Source organism: Pararhodobacter sp., assembly GCF_034676075.1.
Classification (GTDB): domain Bacteria; phylum Pseudomonadota; class Alphaproteobacteria; order Rhodobacterales; family Rhodobacteraceae; genus Pararhodobacter.
In genome coordinates this window covers 16,417-31,074 of the sequence record NZ_JAUCCQ010000005.1, presented here as the reverse complement: position 1 = coordinate 31,074, position 14,658 = coordinate 16,417, and the positions used below count along the sequence as shown (strand labels likewise).

Here is a 14,658-nt window from a genome sequence, read left to right as displayed (position 1 = left end):
GCGCGACGGGCCTCAGAAGGACTGGCCGATGCCCGCCTCAGCCCCGCTCGACGACCCGCAGATCCCGGTGAAGATCCAGCTCGCCGCCGCCTGGACCAACTTCATGTTCCTCTATCTCTATGTCGATCACCTGGTGCTTTATAAACCCGGCCATCTGCAGCGGATCCTCGAGGGCTATGTCTGGGAGTTCGAGGTCAGCCAGAGCTTCCTGGTCATGGCCTTCACCTCGGTCGCCATCCCGGCCCTGATGATCCTGGCCTCGCTGATCCTGAGCGCCCCGGCGGTCCGCATCACCTCGCTGGTCGTCGGGCTGATCTACATCCCCTATTCGGCGATCAACGCGGCGGGCGAGACCTGGACGATCTTCTTCGGCTTCTCCATCGGGCTGGAGCTGCTGCTTCTGGCCTTCATCCTGCGCACCGCCTGGACCTGGCCCCGCAGCGGCGCGGAAGACGCGGGCCTGGAGGGTTCTACTTCTGCCGTGCGGTCGCGCTGATCGCGACGGCCGCCAGAATGACAAGGCCCGTGGTGACCTCCTTGAAGAAAGGATCGATGTTCAGGATGTTGAACCCGTTGTTTATCAGCGCCAGCATGTAGACCCCGGCGACCGACCGCCAGATCGCGCCCTTGCCGCCATAGATGCTCGTGCCCCCGATGATGACGGCGGCGATCACCTCGAGTTCCATGCCGACGGCGATGCCCGCATTGCCCATGGACACCCGCGACACCGCAATGGCCGCCGCGAGGCCTGCAGCGAGACCGGAGAGCACGAAGGTGAGGGTGCGGATGCGGCGGGTACGGATCCCTGACAGGATCGACGCCTCTTCGTTGCCGCCGACGGAATAGACATGCCGACCGAACACGGTCCCGTTGAGCAGGACCATCAGCAGCCCGACCGCCACGACCAGAAGCAGAATGGCAATGTTCACGCTGCCGATCGTCCCGCGTCCAAGCCAGGTAAAGGCGGCGTCGCGGACAGGGATCAGCGTCCCCCCGGTGACAAGGATGGCGATGCCGCGGAACACCATCGCCGTCGCAAGGGTCGCCAGGAAGGAATGGATGCTGAGGTACGAGACCACGAGCCCGTTGAACAATCCCAGTGCCAGACCGACCACGGGCGCCGCGAGCAATCCCAGAACCGGATCGACATTGACCGCAACCCAGGCGGCCGACACCCCGCAGACCGCGAACATGGCCCCCACCGACAGATCGAAACCGCCGCAGATCACCACCATTGTCATGGCGGCGGCCATGATCGCCAGCGGCGCATTCTGGTTCAGGATGTTGAGCAGGTTCCGGGCCGTCAGGAAGGAGGGGCTCAGGCTGGACAGCGCGATCATCAGCAGGACGATCACGATGGCGACCGCGTTCCTTTGCAAGAACCGCAGGACGGCACCGGCAGCAGGACGGGGCAAGGCCGGCTTCGGGCCGGTCAGGGTCGAGGGGGTCATGCTGTTTCGCGCTCCGCGTCAGAGGTGTCTTCGGTCTGGAACAGGCGCCGCAGCACGCGATCCTTGTCCGTATGGTCCGGGCGCACCTCGCCTGCGATGCGCCCGCGGCGCACCAGGTAGGCGCGATGCGAAAGGCCGAGCACCTCGTCGATATCCGACGAGATGACCAGCACCGCCTTGCCGGCGCGGGCCAGTTCGGTGACGACGTCGTGGATACGGCGCCGGGCGCCAAGATCGACGCCGCGGGTCGGCTCGTCGAGGATGACGACATCGGGATCGTTGAGGATCCATTTGCCGATCAGCGCCTTCTGCTGGTTCCCGCCGGAATAGGTCGAGATATCGCCATCCACCTGGGCGGGGTGGATCCCGAAGTGGCCGATCAGCCGCCGGGTTTCTGCGACTTCCGGCGCGCGTTTCAGCAAACCCAGGCGGACAAATCGCGACAGGCCGAGCAGGGTCAGGTTGCGCCGCACCGGCTGGGTCATCGTCAAGCCCTGCTTGCGCCGGTCTTCGGGCACCATCGCGATGCCGCGGAGGACCGAGCGTTCGGGCGAGCGGGCGTCATAGGGCCGCCCGGCAAGGAAGACCTGCCCGCCGGTGGCGCGATCCGCACCAAAGATCGCCCGGGCAATCTCCGTCCGGCCGCTGCCGACCAGTCCGGCCAGCCCGACGATCTCACCGGGAAAGATCTGCAACGAGATGTCGCGGATGCCCGGCGCCGACAGGCCGACCACCTTCAGCAAGGGTGGGGCTGCCCGGTCCGCCGTCTCGGGCCGCGGCGGATAGGCGACCTCGGCCGCGCTGCGCCCCAGCATGCCCGACACCAGCGTCGCCTTCGTCTCGTCCCTTGCATCACTCGTGCGCACGACCGCACCGTCGCGCATGATGGTGATGCGGTCGCAGGTCTCCAGGATGTCCTCGAGGAAATGCGACACATAGATCACCGTCCGCCCCATGACGCGCAGGCGCCGCATCGTGACGTGCAGCCGCGCGATCTCGTTGGCCGTCAACGAGGCGGTCGGCTCGTCCATGACCACCACCCGCGCCTCGCGCGCCACCGCGCGCATGATCTCGATCTTCTGCTGATCGGCCACGCTGAGCCGATGCGCCGGAACATCCGGGTCCAGGTCGAAGCCGCAGCTCTGCACGATGGCGGCGAACCGCGCGGCCTCGTTGCGCCTGAGAAGGCCGCCGAAGGTTTGCTCGATCCCCAGAAAGACGTTCTGGGCGACCGTCAGATGCGGCACGATCTGCAATTCCTGATGCATGATCGCGACGCCTCTGGACAGGGCCGCGACCGGGTCCCAGGCCGCCGGCCTTTCGCCGAAGACCTCAAGATAGCCATCGGAGGCGCTGTAATAGCCGCCGGCGATCTTGCCGACGGTGGACTTGCCCGCACCGTTCTCGCCGACGATGCCGTGGATGTCGCCCTGCCGGAAGTCCACGTCGACATTCTTCAGCACGTCGACGCCGCCGAAGGACTTGCGGATGCCGACCAGTCTGACCGCGGGGGCGCCGGGGCCGTGGGTCACCTTGTCCCTGTCATGTGCCATGGAAACCTGCCCTCTTTCATCAAAGCCATCGACCTGCGCAACCGCGAGGGGCAGCCGGTTGCCCGGCCTCCCCGGGTCACGCGGCGGTCATTGCAGCCATTCGGCCTCAAACTCGGGATGGGCATCCAGAATGGCGCGGTCGATGATGGTGGGCAGCGGCGCCAGCGCCTCCATGTCGTGCACGGGCGGCACGGTGTCGCCGTTCAGGCTGGCGATCGCCGCATCCACGGCGATCCGGCCCATGGTGTAGGGAAAGCCGCCGACCGTCGCATCCCACCTTCCCTCGCGGATCGCCTCGATGGCGATGGAGGCTCCGCCCGCGCCCGACAGATAGACCGGCGCGACGTCGATACCGGCCGCTTCCAGCGCGATCTCGACGCCGATCAGATGCTGGTCGGCCACCGACAGGACGGCGTGCACCTCCCGGTTGGCCTGAAGCACGTCCTCCATGACGGCCAGCGCGGTGGACGGGTCGTAGTTGCCCTCGACCGTGGCGACCAGATGGATGTTGGGGTGCTGGTCCAGCACAGACGCGTAGGCGTCAAAGCGCAGCTGATCGAAGGGATAGACCATCCGGCCAACCATCACGACCACGTTGCAGGGGTCGATATCGGCGCAATGCCGGGCCACGTCCTCGGCCTGCTGGACCGAGGTGCCGACGGTCGAGAAGCCGATTGTCGTGACAACGCCGGGCACCTGAGGCTCCAGCCGGTCGAGTTCCGGGCCGATAGGAAACATCATCGCGACAATCGGCACGCCCGCCGCGGCCATCTCGGCCGCCGCCCCGGCGATGCCGACCGAGTCGATGGGAAAGACCACGGCAGCATCGGCCTGATTGCCGGCCACGACATCCTCGAGCTGGCTGTATTGCAGGCCGGGGTTGAACTGGCCGTCATAGAGCGAGGTGCGCACCCCCAGCTCGGCCGCGCGGTCCTGCATGCCCTGGTACATGGCCTGATTCAGACCGTTCTGCGAAATCGACGCGAAGAAGGCGATGGTCCGGTCCTGCGCCTGAACCGAGGCCGCCGTTCCTATCCCGAACAGGGTTGCAAGCAGGGTGGTCCGGGCCTTGGCGCACGGGAAACGGGGTGATTTGTCGCGGATCATGGTCATGGGTTCTCTCTGTTGGCGGTCTGTTTCTGGTTTCTTGGTCCCGTCGCGAGGTCGAGGCGCCGCAACGGGAGGGGGCACGCCTGCCGGGTCGCCTAGCGACCGCGCACGCGGCACTCGACGCCGAAATCGGCCAGCCGGGGCAGCGTGCGCGTGCCCAGCTGATTGAGATGCGAGATGTAGTCGGGGACGATGATCAGGATGCCGTCCAGATCCGCCGCCTCGACGCGTTCGGCGATCCTCTCGGCCAGGGTGTCATAGGCCCCGACCAAAGCGCCGGGCATCACCGATTTGTACTTGGGCCCGCCCAACGGGCTGAGGGACGAACTGCTGAGCTTGTCGAACCCCTTGGTGTTCTGCTCGTAGCCGCGCGCCAGATCGGCCAGCCCTTCGAGATCGACACCCGCCTCGAAGTGGTCCAGCAGCGCCTGCGCCTCGTCCTCGGTCTCGCCGGGGATGATCGTCATCAGGCCATAGACCTTGAAATCCGGCTTGTTCAGCTTGCGCGCCATGTCCTTCGCCGCCCGCGCGGAGTCCACGAACCGCGGATCGTCCCCGGCCATCATGAAGGCCACGTCGCAATTCTCGATGGCGAAGCGCAGACCACGCGGTGAGGCCCCGGCATTGATGATCGTCGGCCGGATCGCCGGACGAGGGCTGAGGATGCCGCCGTCTGCCTCGAAATACGGTCCCTTGTGGGTCACGCTCTCTTCGGCCCAGTACCTGCGGATGACTTTCACCCACTCTTCGGCCATGTCGTAGCGTTCGTCGTGATCGAGCGTGTCCCAGAACCCGAGCGGTTGCAGCTGGGTATAATTGCCGCCGGTGACCACGTTCAGGCCGATGCGCCCCTCGCTGATTTCGGACAGCGAGGCGACGATCTTGGCAATCGCGGCGGGCTTGTGGACCGAGACATGCGCCGTGCACCAGATCTTGATCCGGTCCGTCGCCTGGCTCAGCGCGCCCGCCGCCGCGATGGAATCGACCGTGTCGCCCCAGTAGCGGTGCGGCCCCTGCGCGCCGCGCCAGTTCTGCGGGCTGAGCACGAAGTCAAAGCCCAGGAACTCGGCCAGGCGCGTGACTTCGAGCGCGTGTTTATAGGATCCGGGGGTATGGGGCGCGTTGCGGGAATGGATCCATCCGCTGCGGACCGTCGGGATAAAAACGCCCGCTTCGATCTTTCTGGTCAAGGCTCTGCTCCTGTATCTTCTGGAATTGGGGGGGAATCTGTGGCGTCGGCACGGCGTCAGGCCGTGGCGAGGGCGGGCATCGACGGCGCACCGCCTTCAGACGAATGACCGCGCCGGAAGGCCGCGATATCGCGGATGTGCAGCAGGGCGAGGCCGTGACGCCGGGCAAAGTCCTCGACCTGGCGGCCCTTCATCACGGTGCCGTCGTCGTTGAACAGCTCGCAGATCACGCTGACCGGGCTCAGACCGGCCAGACGGCAGAGGTCGACCGCCGCTTCCGTGTGACCCGGGCGTTCCAGCACCCCGCCGTTCCGGGCGACAAGCGGGAACATGTGGCCGGGACGCACGAAATCGGCAGCATTCGCCGTCGGATCCGCAAGCATCCGTGCCGTCATGCACCGCTCGCTGGCCGAGATGCCGGTCGTCAGCCCCCGGCGCGCATCGACGCTGACGGTGAAGGCCGTCGCGAGCGGAGCGTCATTCGCGCTGACCATGGGCGGCAGGTTCAGCCGTTCCGCCAGGTCGGCTGCCAGCGGCACGCAGACGATGCCGCAGCCATGCCGGATGATGAATCCCATCTGCTCGACCGTGCAAAGCTCGGCGGCGACGACGAGGTCGGCCTCGTTCTCGCGGTTCGCATCGTCGGCGACGATCACGATCTGGCCCGCGGCAAGGCGCTCGATGGCTTCGGAAATGGGGGGCATGGCGTTTCCCTTCGGATCTGTCTGACCGGACCGACACGGAGCTGGCCGGCATGATCGGAAAAATCTGTTCGGGAAAGCTGCGGCTGACTATCCGATTGCACCCCGGTGTTTATCCAGCCGCTGCGGGTCCGGAGGGCGCGCGCGGGCCTGCCCGGCAGATCTGGATAGCGTCAGGCGGGAAGTGGATAGATTCCCCCGCCATCCGCCTGTCGAATGGCGCGGCACATAGCCGGAGGAAGCTTCATGTCCACCATCGTCGTCGTCGGAAATCCGCGACCGGGATCGCGCACATTGGATGCCGCCAGTCTGCTGGCCACCGCCCTGACGGGTGAAAAGCCGAGCCAGGTGATCGACGTCATCAACCTGGGGGCCGGGCTGCTCGAATGGGGAAACGACGCCGTCACCAGTGCCGTCGACACCACCGCGAAGGCCAGGCTCGTCATCGTCGCCTCGCCGACATTCAAGGCCACTTATTCGGGCCTTCTCAAGCTGTTCCTCGACCAGTTCGCCACCGGCGACGGGCTGCGGGGCGTCGTTGCGGTGCCTTTGATGCTGGGCGCAGGACCCGCGCATGCCCTGGCGCCGGACCTTCTGTTGAAGCCGGTTCTGGTGGAACTGGGGGCGATCTGCCCGGCGCCGGGGCTCTATCTGTCCGACAAGACCTATGCGGGAGGCGAGCAGATCGACGCCTATGCGACCAGGTGGGGGCCGGTGATCGCCGCCATGGTCCGCGCATCGGGCGGCCAAGCATGACCCGGGACCCGAAGGCCAACCCGGCGCCCCTGCCGCTGACGGCGGCCGAGGACCGCCAGACACTCCTGAGAACCGCCTACGGCCGCTTCCCCTCAGGGGTCGTCGCAGTCGCGGCGATGGAGGACGGCCGGCCCCTCTGCATGGTGGCCAGCAGCTTTGTCGCGGTGTCCATGGACCCGGCGCTGGTGGCCTTCTGCGTGCAGTGGACCTCGAAGACCTGGCCTCGGCTCACTCGCGCGCCCCGTCTGGGGATCAGCGTGCTGGGCGACGCGCAGGACGGCGCAGCGCGGCGTCTGGCGTCCCGGGACGAGAGCAAGTTCGACGCGATCGCCCATTGCGCGACCGCCGAGGGGGCCGTCTTCATCGAGGGTGCGGCGGCCTGGTTCGATTGCTCGATCGCCGATGTCCTCGATGCCGGGGACCATGGGTTCGTCCTGCTGGCGCTCGAATCCCTGTCCATTTCACCCGCGGTCGAGCCGCTGGTCTTTCACGGCAGCGAATTCCGGCGTCTCGGGGTCCGCGACCTGGATAGGACTGCCCTGAAATCCGGATAGCCATCCTGACCTCGGGCCGTTCAGATGATCGCAGCACCCGGCGAAGGGCGCCAAACCGGCTGCCGCGTCGCCCGATCAGACAAGAGACAGAGGACCCGCATGACCACCCGCCATATCCGAACAATCGCGGCTGAATGGGACTGGGAGGCCGCGCTGCCCCCCGCCCCCGCCGTTCGCGCCGGGGACACGATCTACCTTTCGGGTCAGATCGCACTCGGGCAGGACGGGTCCGTGGTCGGGGTGAACGATCTTGCCGCGCAGGCCCGCCAGTGCTTTGCGAATATCCGGTCCATCCTGGCCCGCGACGGGGCGACGATGCAGGACGTGGTCAAGATGACCACCTATTTCGCCTGCCCCCTCACCGACGAGGTCACGGCGGAATACTGGCAGGTCCGCAAAGAGGTCTTTGGCACGCACCGCCCCGCCAGCACAGGTGTCTCGGTATCGGCCCTGATCTATCCCGAAGTGATGCTCGAGATCGAGGCGATTGCCGTCCTCGCACCGGCCCGCCATGCTTGAGCCCGGGTTCGACCTCTATTTCCCGAGCCTCGCGCAGCGCCGCATTGAATACAATGCCCGGGCGTCGGTGCCGGATTTCGACGCCTGCGTGCAGGAATACGCCGACCTCTCCGCCCGGGCCCGGGCCGAGTGCCCGGGGCTGTTCGACCTGAGCTACGGCCCCGCCAGCGCGGAAAAGCTCGACCTCTTTCCGGTCCCGGGATCGCGTCAGCCCAGTCCGGTCTTCGTCTTCATCCATGGTGGCTACTGGCGCTCGCAATCGAAGACCGACGCGGCCCTGATGGCCCGCACCTTTACCGATGCCGGGATCGCGGTGGCCGTGCTGGAATACACCCTCCTGCCGATCGCGACCCTCGCCGAGGTGGTGCGGGAAATGCGCAGCGCCGTCGCCTGGCTGTTCCGCAACGGGGCTGCCTATGGGATTGATCCGCACCGGATCCACGTGGGCGGCAGTTCGGCCGGGGCGCATCTGGTCGGCATGCTGCTGGCCGATGGCTGGCAGGATGAATTCTCGGTTCCCGCGGATGTCGTGGCCGGTGCCGTCGGCTTGAGCGGGCTCTATGACATCCGGCCGATCTGCGACATCGAGGCCAACGACTGGCTGCGGCTGGAGCCCGAGCAGGCCGAACGGCTCAGCCCCCTGTTCCACATACCCGATCAGGCGCCGCCGCTTGTCCTGTCGGTCGGCGGGCTAGAGACCGAGGGGTTCGTGCGCCAGACTGCGGCCTATGCCGCCGCGTGGAAAGCCAAAGGCCACGACCTGACCGTGATCCCGGCGCCTGATCGAAACCACTTCAATCTGCTGGTCGACCTGTCCCTTCCGGACGCGCCCCTGACCCGGGCGGTGTTTGCGATGATCGAAAGCCGAAAGTGACGAACCTTCCGGGCGGCGTGATCGGCAGATTCAGGCGACGCCAACCCGGCAGCACGGGGCGCCGGCACGAATCGTCCCCGCCTTTCCCGCGCACCGCAGCAGGCAACCGCTGCGCCCGATCGGCCGAAAACGTCCAATGCTTCATCAAAGACTCGCCTTTCCGCTCTGTCCTGCGGCCGCCGGACCCGGGTCTGTTGACAGGAAAATCCGATTCCGGAACACTGATTTCCATCGAGCGCAGAACAGAGCGCGGGCCGGGGCAAAGCGGCCCATGGCGATCCACGCGCACGCAGGGGCAGACGTCTGCCGGTGCTGATTGGTGCGCCCGGACGTGCAGGTAACGGACACCGGAGGCACAGGCTTGAACGCGCGACGGCTGATTGAGGTTTGCGAACGCGACGCTTCTCCGGTTTGCGACTTCATGGTGAACATGTGCGGGCCGCATTCCCTGGATTTCATGAACAGGAAAGACGTCTCGTTTTCGTATCGCGGAAGCGGCAATTCCAATTCGAACATCACCTTCGGATATCTGGCCTATGGGACAGAGACCCGGATTGGCATCGGCGCGGGCATTGGCCATTATTCGATCAGCCTGCCGCGCAGCGGTCGGCAGACGGTCGTGTCCGGCAGCCGCCGCTATCAGTCCGGCCCGCTGCAGGCGGTGATCCTGTCGCCCGGCGAGGATGTCGAGGTCGATCTGGATCGGGACTGGCGGTCAGTCTTCGTCACCATCAACAAGCGGATCATGGACCTTGCCCTCGGACGGCTCATCGGTGCCCCGGTCACCGAGCGTCTGGTCTTCGATGTGGGGATGCCGACAAGCGACGCCGCGGCGTCGTCATGGTGGCGGACGGCCGAGCATTATCTTCGTGAACTCGCCGTCGAGGACAGCCTGCTGTGTGATCCCAGCGTCTACCGTGACTTTGAACTGTCGTTGGTGCGCGCGCTGCTGATCCGGCATCCCAACAACTACTCGGACGAGATCCGCCGCAAGATCCCCGACATGATGCCGGGCTATCTGCGCAAAGCGGTAAAGCACATCGAGGATTCCTATCCCGAGCAGATGCGGCTGGAGGATCTCGGCCGGATTGCCGGCGTCCCGACGGACCGGCTGACCACCGGCTTCCGGGAATTCCTCGGCGCGACCCCGATGCAATATCTCAAGAACGTCAGGCTGTTGAAAGCCCGCGAGATGCTGATGACCAGCGGGGCTCGGAAGAACGTGTCAACGATTGCCTTTGACGTGGGGTTCAATCACCTGGGTCGTTTCTCTGTCGACTACAAGGCGGCCTTCGGCGAAGCGCCAAGCCAGACCTCGGCGCTGGCGGGGAGCCGACAGACCGCCTTGCCGTCTCGATCGAAGCCCTAGAGCCCGCCCCCAGGAGCCCGCATCCCGCGACGACCCGTCTTCCGCAAGACGGCAAGGGGCCTGAACCCGTCTGGCAACCACAAGCACGACCTCAACAGGGACGGTCAGGAGATATTATGAGGGAAAATGTGGTAGCGGAGGAGGGACTTGAACCCCCGACACGCGGATTATGATTCCGCTGCTCTAACCAACTGAGCTACTCCGCCACGCTGCCAGCGCCGGATCATCGACCCGTACCGCTTGGCTGGCGGCTTCCTAGGATAGCCCACTGGCAGCGTCAAGAGGGAAATCGACGGTGCTTTGCCCCCTCGCCTCGGGGCTCTTGCCGGGCTAGGAACAGGGCAAAGCGGAGGCGCCATGCAGACCCTTCCCCAGACCCGCGATCTGGTCCTTGTCGGCGGCGGCCATGCCCATGCGCTGGTGCTTCTGCGCTGGGCGATGGCGCCGCTGGCAGGCGCCCGGCTGACCCTGATCGACCCCAACCCGACCGCGCCCTATACCGGCATGCTGCCCGGTCTGATCGCCGGACATTACCGCGCGGCCGAGCTGGAAATGGACCTGGTGGCGCTGGCCCGGCACGCGGGGGCGCGGCTGATTCTCGGCCGGGCCACCGGCCTTGATCCCGAGGCGCGGCTGATCGAGGTCGCGGGCCGCCCGCCCGTCGCCTATGACACAGCCTCGCTCGATATCGGCATCACCTCGGACCTGCCCGCCCTGCCGGGCTTTGCCGCCCATGCCACCGCCGCCAAGCCGCTGGGCGGCTATGCGGAACGCTGGGAAGCCTTCACCGCCGCCCCGCCGCCCGAGCCTAGGATCACCGTGCTGGGCGCAGGCGTCGGCGGGGTGGAACTGGCGCTGGCCATGCAGCACCGCCTGCCCCGCGCCCGGGTCACGCTGGTCGAACGCGGCGAGGCCCTGCCCCATCTCGGCGCCGCCGCGCGGCGTCATCTGCTGGCACTGCTGAACGCCCGCGGCATCGCGGTCGAGACCGGGACCGAGGCCGTCGCGGTCGCGCCCGACGCGGTCACGCTGGCCGATGGCCGCCGCCTGCCCTCGGATTTCACCCTCGGCGCCGCGGGCAGCAGGCCGCAGGACTGGCTGGCCGGGACCGGCCTCGCCCTGACCGGGGGCTATGTGACGGTCGACCCGATGCTGCGCTCGACCTCGCATCCCGAGGTCTTCGCCGCCGGGGATTGCGCGCATATGGCCGAAAGCCCGCGGCCCAAGGCCGGGGTCTTTGCCGTGCGGCAGGCGCCGATCCTGCACCACAACCTGCGCGCCGCGCTCTCGGGCGGGGCGATGCGCCCGTTCCATCCGCAGCGCGATTATCTGAAGCTGATCTCACTGGGCGAGCGCGAGGCGCTGGCCGACAAATGGGGCCTGCCGCTGCATGGCCGGGCGATGTGGCGGCTGAAGGACCGAATCGACCGCAAGTTCATGCGGATGTTCCACGACCTGCCCGCCATGCCCGCGCCCGCCCTGCCCGCCGAGCGCAGCCTGGGCCTGGCCGAGGCGCTGGGCGAGAAACCGATGTGCGGCGGCTGCGGCGCCAAGGTTGGCCCCGACGCGCTGCGCCGGGCGCTGAGCGCCTTGCCCCCCGCCGCGACGCTGACGCTGGGCGCGGGCGATGACGCGGCGGTGCTGGAGCTGGGCGGCATGCGGCAGGTGCTGGCGACCGACCACCTGCGCGCGGTGACCGAGGATCCCTGGCTGATGGCCCGCATCGCCGCGGTGCATGCGCTGGGCGATGTCTGGGCGATGGGCGCCCGGCCACAGGCGGCGCTGATCAGCCTGATCCTGCCGCGGATGTCCGAGGAGTTGCAGGGCCGGACCCTGGCCGAGATCATGGCGGGCCTCGGCAGCGTGCTGACCGACGCGGGCGCCGCCATCGCCGGGGGCCACACCACGCAGGGCGCGGAGCTGACCATCGGCCTGACGGTGACCGGCATCGCCGGAGAGCGGATCCTGACCAAGGGCGGTGCCCGGCCCGGCGAGGTGCTGATCGTGACCAAGCCCCTGGGCTCGGGCACGCTGCTGGCGGCCGAGATGCAGAAACGCGCGCCGGGACGGGCGGTGGCGGCGCTCTGGCCGTTCCTCAGCCAGATGCAGGGTACGGCGGCGGCGATCCTGTCGCCACACGCCAGCGCCATGACCGATGTCACGGGCTTCGGGCTGGCCGGTCACCTGGACGAGATGCTGCAGGCGGGGGGCGTGGCGGCCGAGATCGACCTCGCGGCGGTCCCTTTCTACGAGGGGGCCGAGGCGCTGGCGGAAGCGGGCGTGGCCTCGACCATCGCCCCCGCCAACCGCGCGGCGTTGCTGGGCCGGATCGCCGCGCCTCCCGGGGCCCGCACCGCGCTGCTCTACGATCCGCAGACGGCGGGCGGGCTGCTGGCCTCGGTGCCCGCGGCGGAGGCCGGGAGTCTGGTCGCGACCTTGCGCGAGGCAGGCTACACCGCCGCCGCCATCGGACGGATCCGCGCGCCGGACGGCGGACCAGCCCTGCGGGTGCTGGGCTGAGGGAGGGGTTTCGCCCTCGTCACCCGCTGCCGCGGGCTTCTCGGGCGACCAGCGGCGCCGCGTTCCGCGGCGCCGAAAAGCCGGGGGACGCTGCCCCCGGACCCCCCGGGATATTTGGAGAACAAAGATGAACAGCGCGGGCTTGCTGAACGGGTCGGCGGCAGGCCGCTTCGGCGGGAACCGCGTCACGGGGCATGGGGCGGCGGGCGGGATCAGGGGACCTGGCCGGGAGCGGGCTGCGCAGCATGGGGTATCTGGTCCCGGTCGCGGCGGCAGTCGTCAGGCCGCCCCCTATCGAGCCGCTGCATGGGGCTCGCCTCGCGGGTTCCTGGGCGCCTGGGAGCGGCCCTCTCCGCCTGACGGGGGTCGGCGATGCCTTCCGGGATGCCGTGTTTTTCTGGTCAGGCGCGCATGGGCGCGGCAGGATGGGGGTGGAGGTGCCCGATGCCCGACAATCCGATCCGTCCGACCATTCCGCTCGATGCGCCCGGCAAGCGGCACGGCTTCCTGAAGATGCCGCATTCGCGCAACGACAGCGCCTGGGGCGCGCAGATGATCCCGCTCACCGTGATCCAGGGAGCGCCGGGGCCGACGGCGCTGCTGACTGGGGCCAATCACGGCGACGAATACGAGGGGCCGATCGCCCTGCAGGCGCTGGCGCATGAGCTGGAGCCCGAGGCGCTGACCGGGCGGCTGATCATCCTGCCCTTCTTCAACCATCCGGCCTTCCGGGCCGGGACCCGGGTCTCGCCGATCGACGGCGTTAACCTTAACCGCGCGTTTCCCGGGGCGCCCGATGGCAGCGTGACCCAGAAGATCGCCGATTACGTGGCGCGGCAGCTGGTGCCGCTGGCTGATCTGGTGGTCGATTTCCATTCCGGCGGCAAGACGCTGGATTTCCTGCCGCAGGCCTGCGCCCATGTGCTGGAGAATGCCGGTCAGCAGGCGCGCTGCGTCGCCGCCGCCCGCGCCTTTGCCGCGCCCTATACGCTGATGCTGCGCGAGATCGACGCGGCCGGCATGTATGACAGCGAGGTCGAGGGCCAGGGCAAGACCTTCGTCACCACGGAGCTGGGCGGCGGCGGCACGGCGACGGCGCGCTCCGCCCGGATCGCCCGGCGGGGGCTCAGGAACGTGCTTATCCACGCCGGGCATCTGCGGGGCGAGATCGAGGATCCGGGGTCCGTGATGCTCGATATGCCGGGCGACGACTGCTATCACGCCGCGCCCTGCTCGGGGCTGGTCGAGCCGCTGGTCGATCTGGGCGAGACGGTGCACCGGGGCATGGCGCTGGCGCGGATCTGGCCCACCGAGCGCAGCGGCGGCGCGCCCGAGACGGTGCTGGCGCAGACCGAGGGCATCCTGGCGGCGCGGCATTTCCCGGGGCTGACCCAGATCGGCGACACGCTGGCGGTGGTCGCCGTGCCGCAGATGTGAGTGTTCACTTTTTCAACTTCGGGCATAAAAAAGGGCGGGCATAACGCGCCCGCCCTGTCACTCTCCCAACAAAAACCGAAAGTCAGACACCCACGCCCGGGCCCAGGCAACCCAGCGGCGCCTGGCTTTGTTCAACCTCGTAGAGCTCGGTCGAGGGACCATCGAGCCCCTGGAACACCGCCCTCAGCCCGTCGCCCTCGGCGAAGAAGCGCCAGCATTGTTCGTCGGCGGGCGCGTTGTCGTAGACGAAGCAGATGTTGCCCGCGCGTTCGTACCAGCTGCCGTCCTGGCATTCCTGGCCGATGAAGGTCCAGCGGACCCGGCGGTCGGGCAGGTATTGCTCGACGCCGTACGGGGTGCCCTGGAAGACGTAGCTCAGCGTGCGGCCCAGCGTATAGGCGTCGAATTCCTCGGCGCTCATCGGCGCGGCGGTGTCACCGGGCGGCACCGGCGTTTCGGCCCTCAGCGGCAGGGCGACGCTCAGCGCGGTGGCGAGAGCCAGCAAATTGGCGCGGATCATGGCAAGGCTCCCTGACAAGTCCCGGGCACTCTGCCAGAGGCCTGCACAAAGGGCCAGCCGCCCCTCCGTCACGATGCCGCGAGTCCGCGGACACAGGCGGAAAC

At 67.9% G+C, this 14,658-nt stretch carries 14 protein-coding genes and 1 tRNA gene; 8 read left to right on the top strand and 7 right to left on the bottom strand.

The window, feature by feature from the left end; translation table 11 throughout:
• The first annotated feature begins 28 nt into the window (after positions 1–28).
• Complete coding sequence (locus VDQ18_RS03490; protein WP_323019626.1) at positions 29–496, top strand: DUF6326 family protein; 468 nt, start codon at positions 29–31, stop codon at positions 494–496.
• Here the strand turns inward: VDQ18_RS03490 and VDQ18_RS03485 are convergent.
• The 5 genes from VDQ18_RS03485 to ribB all read right to left on the bottom strand — a co-directional run bounded on the left by VDQ18_RS03485 (position 471) and on the right by ribB (position 6,008).
• Positions 471–1,451 carry an ABC transporter permease gene (locus tag VDQ18_RS03485; protein WP_323019625.1) on the bottom strand — a complete coding sequence of 327 codons (981 nt, stop codon included), beginning with the start codon at positions 1,449–1,451 and terminating at the stop codon, positions 471–473. The two genes, VDQ18_RS03490 and VDQ18_RS03485, sit on opposite strands and share 26 nt — an antisense overlap.
• Entirely contained in the window at positions 1,448–3,004 is a 1,557-nt protein-coding gene (locus VDQ18_RS03480; protein ID WP_323019624.1) for a sugar ABC transporter ATP-binding protein, read from the bottom strand. Before VDQ18_RS03480 ends, VDQ18_RS03485 begins: the two co-directional genes overlap by 4 nt.
• A gap of 87 nt (positions 3,005–3,091) precedes the next feature.
• On the bottom strand, positions 3,092–4,117 hold the full coding sequence (locus VDQ18_RS03475) for a sugar ABC transporter substrate-binding protein (protein ID WP_323019623.1): 1,026 nt from the start codon (positions 4,115–4,117) through the stop codon (positions 3,092–3,094).
• A 92-nt stretch (positions 4,118–4,209) separates the two neighbouring features.
• Positions 4,210–5,304 carry an LLM class flavin-dependent oxidoreductase gene (locus VDQ18_RS03470; RefSeq protein WP_323019622.1) on the bottom strand — a complete coding sequence of 365 codons (1,095 nt, stop codon included), beginning with the start codon at positions 5,302–5,304 and terminating at the stop codon, positions 4,210–4,212.
• Positions 5,305–5,360: 56 nt separating this feature from the next.
• Positions 5,361–6,008, bottom strand: coding sequence for a 3,4-dihydroxy-2-butanone-4-phosphate synthase (gene ribB, locus VDQ18_RS03465; RefSeq protein WP_323019621.1), 648 nt, complete (start codon positions 6,006–6,008; stop codon positions 5,361–5,363).
• A gap of 243 nt (positions 6,009–6,251) precedes the next feature.
• Here ribB and VDQ18_RS03460 point away from each other — a divergent pair, with 243 nt between their 5' ends.
• From VDQ18_RS03460 to VDQ18_RS03440, 5 genes are all read left to right on the top strand, one after another.
• Positions 6,252–6,761, top strand: coding sequence for an NADPH-dependent FMN reductase (locus VDQ18_RS03460; RefSeq protein WP_323019620.1), 510 nt, complete (start codon positions 6,252–6,254; stop codon positions 6,759–6,761).
• On the top strand, positions 6,758–7,315 hold the full coding sequence (locus VDQ18_RS03455) for a flavin reductase family protein (protein WP_323019619.1): 558 nt from the start codon (positions 6,758–6,760) through the stop codon (positions 7,313–7,315). The genes VDQ18_RS03460 and VDQ18_RS03455 overlap by 4 nt, the downstream gene beginning before the upstream one ends.
• 99 nt (positions 7,316–7,414) lie before the next feature.
• A complete protein-coding gene (locus VDQ18_RS03450) occupies positions 7,415–7,834 on the top strand; it encodes a RidA family protein (protein ID WP_323019618.1) in 420 nt (139 codons plus the stop codon).
• Positions 7,827–8,708, top strand: coding sequence for an alpha/beta hydrolase (locus VDQ18_RS03445; RefSeq protein ID WP_323019617.1), 882 nt, complete (start codon positions 7,827–7,829; stop codon positions 8,706–8,708). The genes VDQ18_RS03450 and VDQ18_RS03445 overlap by 8 nt, the downstream gene beginning before the upstream one ends.
• 361 nt (positions 8,709–9,069) lie before the next feature.
• A complete protein-coding gene (locus VDQ18_RS03440) occupies positions 9,070–10,077 on the top strand; it encodes an AraC family transcriptional regulator (protein ID WP_323019616.1) in 1,008 nt (335 codons plus the stop codon).
• A gap of 129 nt (positions 10,078–10,206) precedes the next feature.
• On the opposite strand, the gene VDQ18_RS03435 is transcribed toward VDQ18_RS03440, so the two are convergent.
• Positions 10,207–10,283: transfer RNA gene (locus VDQ18_RS03435), tRNA-Met, on the bottom strand.
• A 151-nt stretch (positions 10,284–10,434) separates the two neighbouring features.
• Between VDQ18_RS03435 and selD the strand changes: the two genes are divergently transcribed.
• Together selD and doeB are read left to right on the top strand one after the other, a co-directional pair.
• Positions 10,435–12,597 carry a selenide, water dikinase SelD gene (gene selD, locus VDQ18_RS03430; protein WP_323019615.1) on the top strand — a complete coding sequence of 721 codons (2,163 nt, stop codon included), beginning with the start codon at positions 10,435–10,437 and terminating at the stop codon, positions 12,595–12,597.
• A gap of 444 nt (positions 12,598–13,041) precedes the next feature.
• On the top strand, positions 13,042–14,034 hold the full coding sequence (gene doeB, locus VDQ18_RS03425) for a N(2)-acetyl-L-2,4-diaminobutanoate deacetylase DoeB (RefSeq protein ID WP_323019614.1): 993 nt from the start codon (positions 13,042–13,044) through the stop codon (positions 14,032–14,034).
• A gap of 82 nt (positions 14,035–14,116) precedes the next feature.
• Here the strand turns inward: doeB and VDQ18_RS03420 are convergent, their stop codons facing one another.
• Positions 14,117–14,554, bottom strand: coding sequence for a hypothetical protein (locus tag VDQ18_RS03420; RefSeq protein ID WP_416235082.1), 438 nt, complete (start codon positions 14,552–14,554; stop codon positions 14,117–14,119).
• Positions 14,555–14,658 lie beyond the last annotated feature (104 nt).

Excerpts from the sequence above, each read along its gene's own strand:
- VDQ18_RS03490 (WP_323019626.1), top strand. The coding sequence starts at position 29 with ATGCCCGCCTCAGCCCCGCTCGACGACCCGCAGATCCCGGTGAAGATC.
- VDQ18_RS03485 (WP_323019625.1), bottom strand. The coding sequence starts at position 1,451 with ATGACCCCCTCGACCCTGACCGGCCCGAAGCCGGCCTTGCCCCGTCCT.
- VDQ18_RS03480 (WP_323019624.1), bottom strand. The coding sequence starts at position 3,004 with ATGGCACATGACAGGGACAAGGTGACCCACGGCCCCGGCGCCCCCGCG.
- VDQ18_RS03475 (WP_323019623.1), bottom strand. The coding sequence starts at position 4,117 with ATGACCATGATCCGCGACAAATCACCCCGTTTCCCGTGCGCCAAGGCC.
- ribB (WP_323019621.1), bottom strand. The coding sequence starts at position 6,008 with ATGCCCCCCATTTCCGAAGCCATCGAGCGCCTTGCCGCGGGCCAGATC.
- VDQ18_RS03460 (WP_323019620.1), top strand. The coding sequence starts at position 6,252 with ATGTCCACCATCGTCGTCGTCGGAAATCCGCGACCGGGATCGCGCACA.
- VDQ18_RS03455 (WP_323019619.1), top strand. The coding sequence starts at position 6,758 with ATGACCCGGGACCCGAAGGCCAACCCGGCGCCCCTGCCGCTGACGGCG.
- VDQ18_RS03450 (WP_323019618.1), top strand. The coding sequence starts at position 7,415 with ATGACCACCCGCCATATCCGAACAATCGCGGCTGAATGGGACTGGGAG.
- VDQ18_RS03445 (WP_323019617.1), top strand. The coding sequence starts at position 7,827 with ATGCTTGAGCCCGGGTTCGACCTCTATTTCCCGAGCCTCGCGCAGCGC.
- selD (WP_323019615.1), top strand. The coding sequence starts at position 10,435 with ATGCAGACCCTTCCCCAGACCCGCGATCTGGTCCTTGTCGGCGGCGGC.
- doeB (WP_323019614.1), top strand. The coding sequence starts at position 13,042 with ATGCCCGACAATCCGATCCGTCCGACCATTCCGCTCGATGCGCCCGGC.
- VDQ18_RS03420 (WP_416235082.1), bottom strand. The coding sequence starts at position 14,554 with ATGATCCGCGCCAATTTGCTGGCTCTCGCCACCGCGCTGAGCGTCGCC.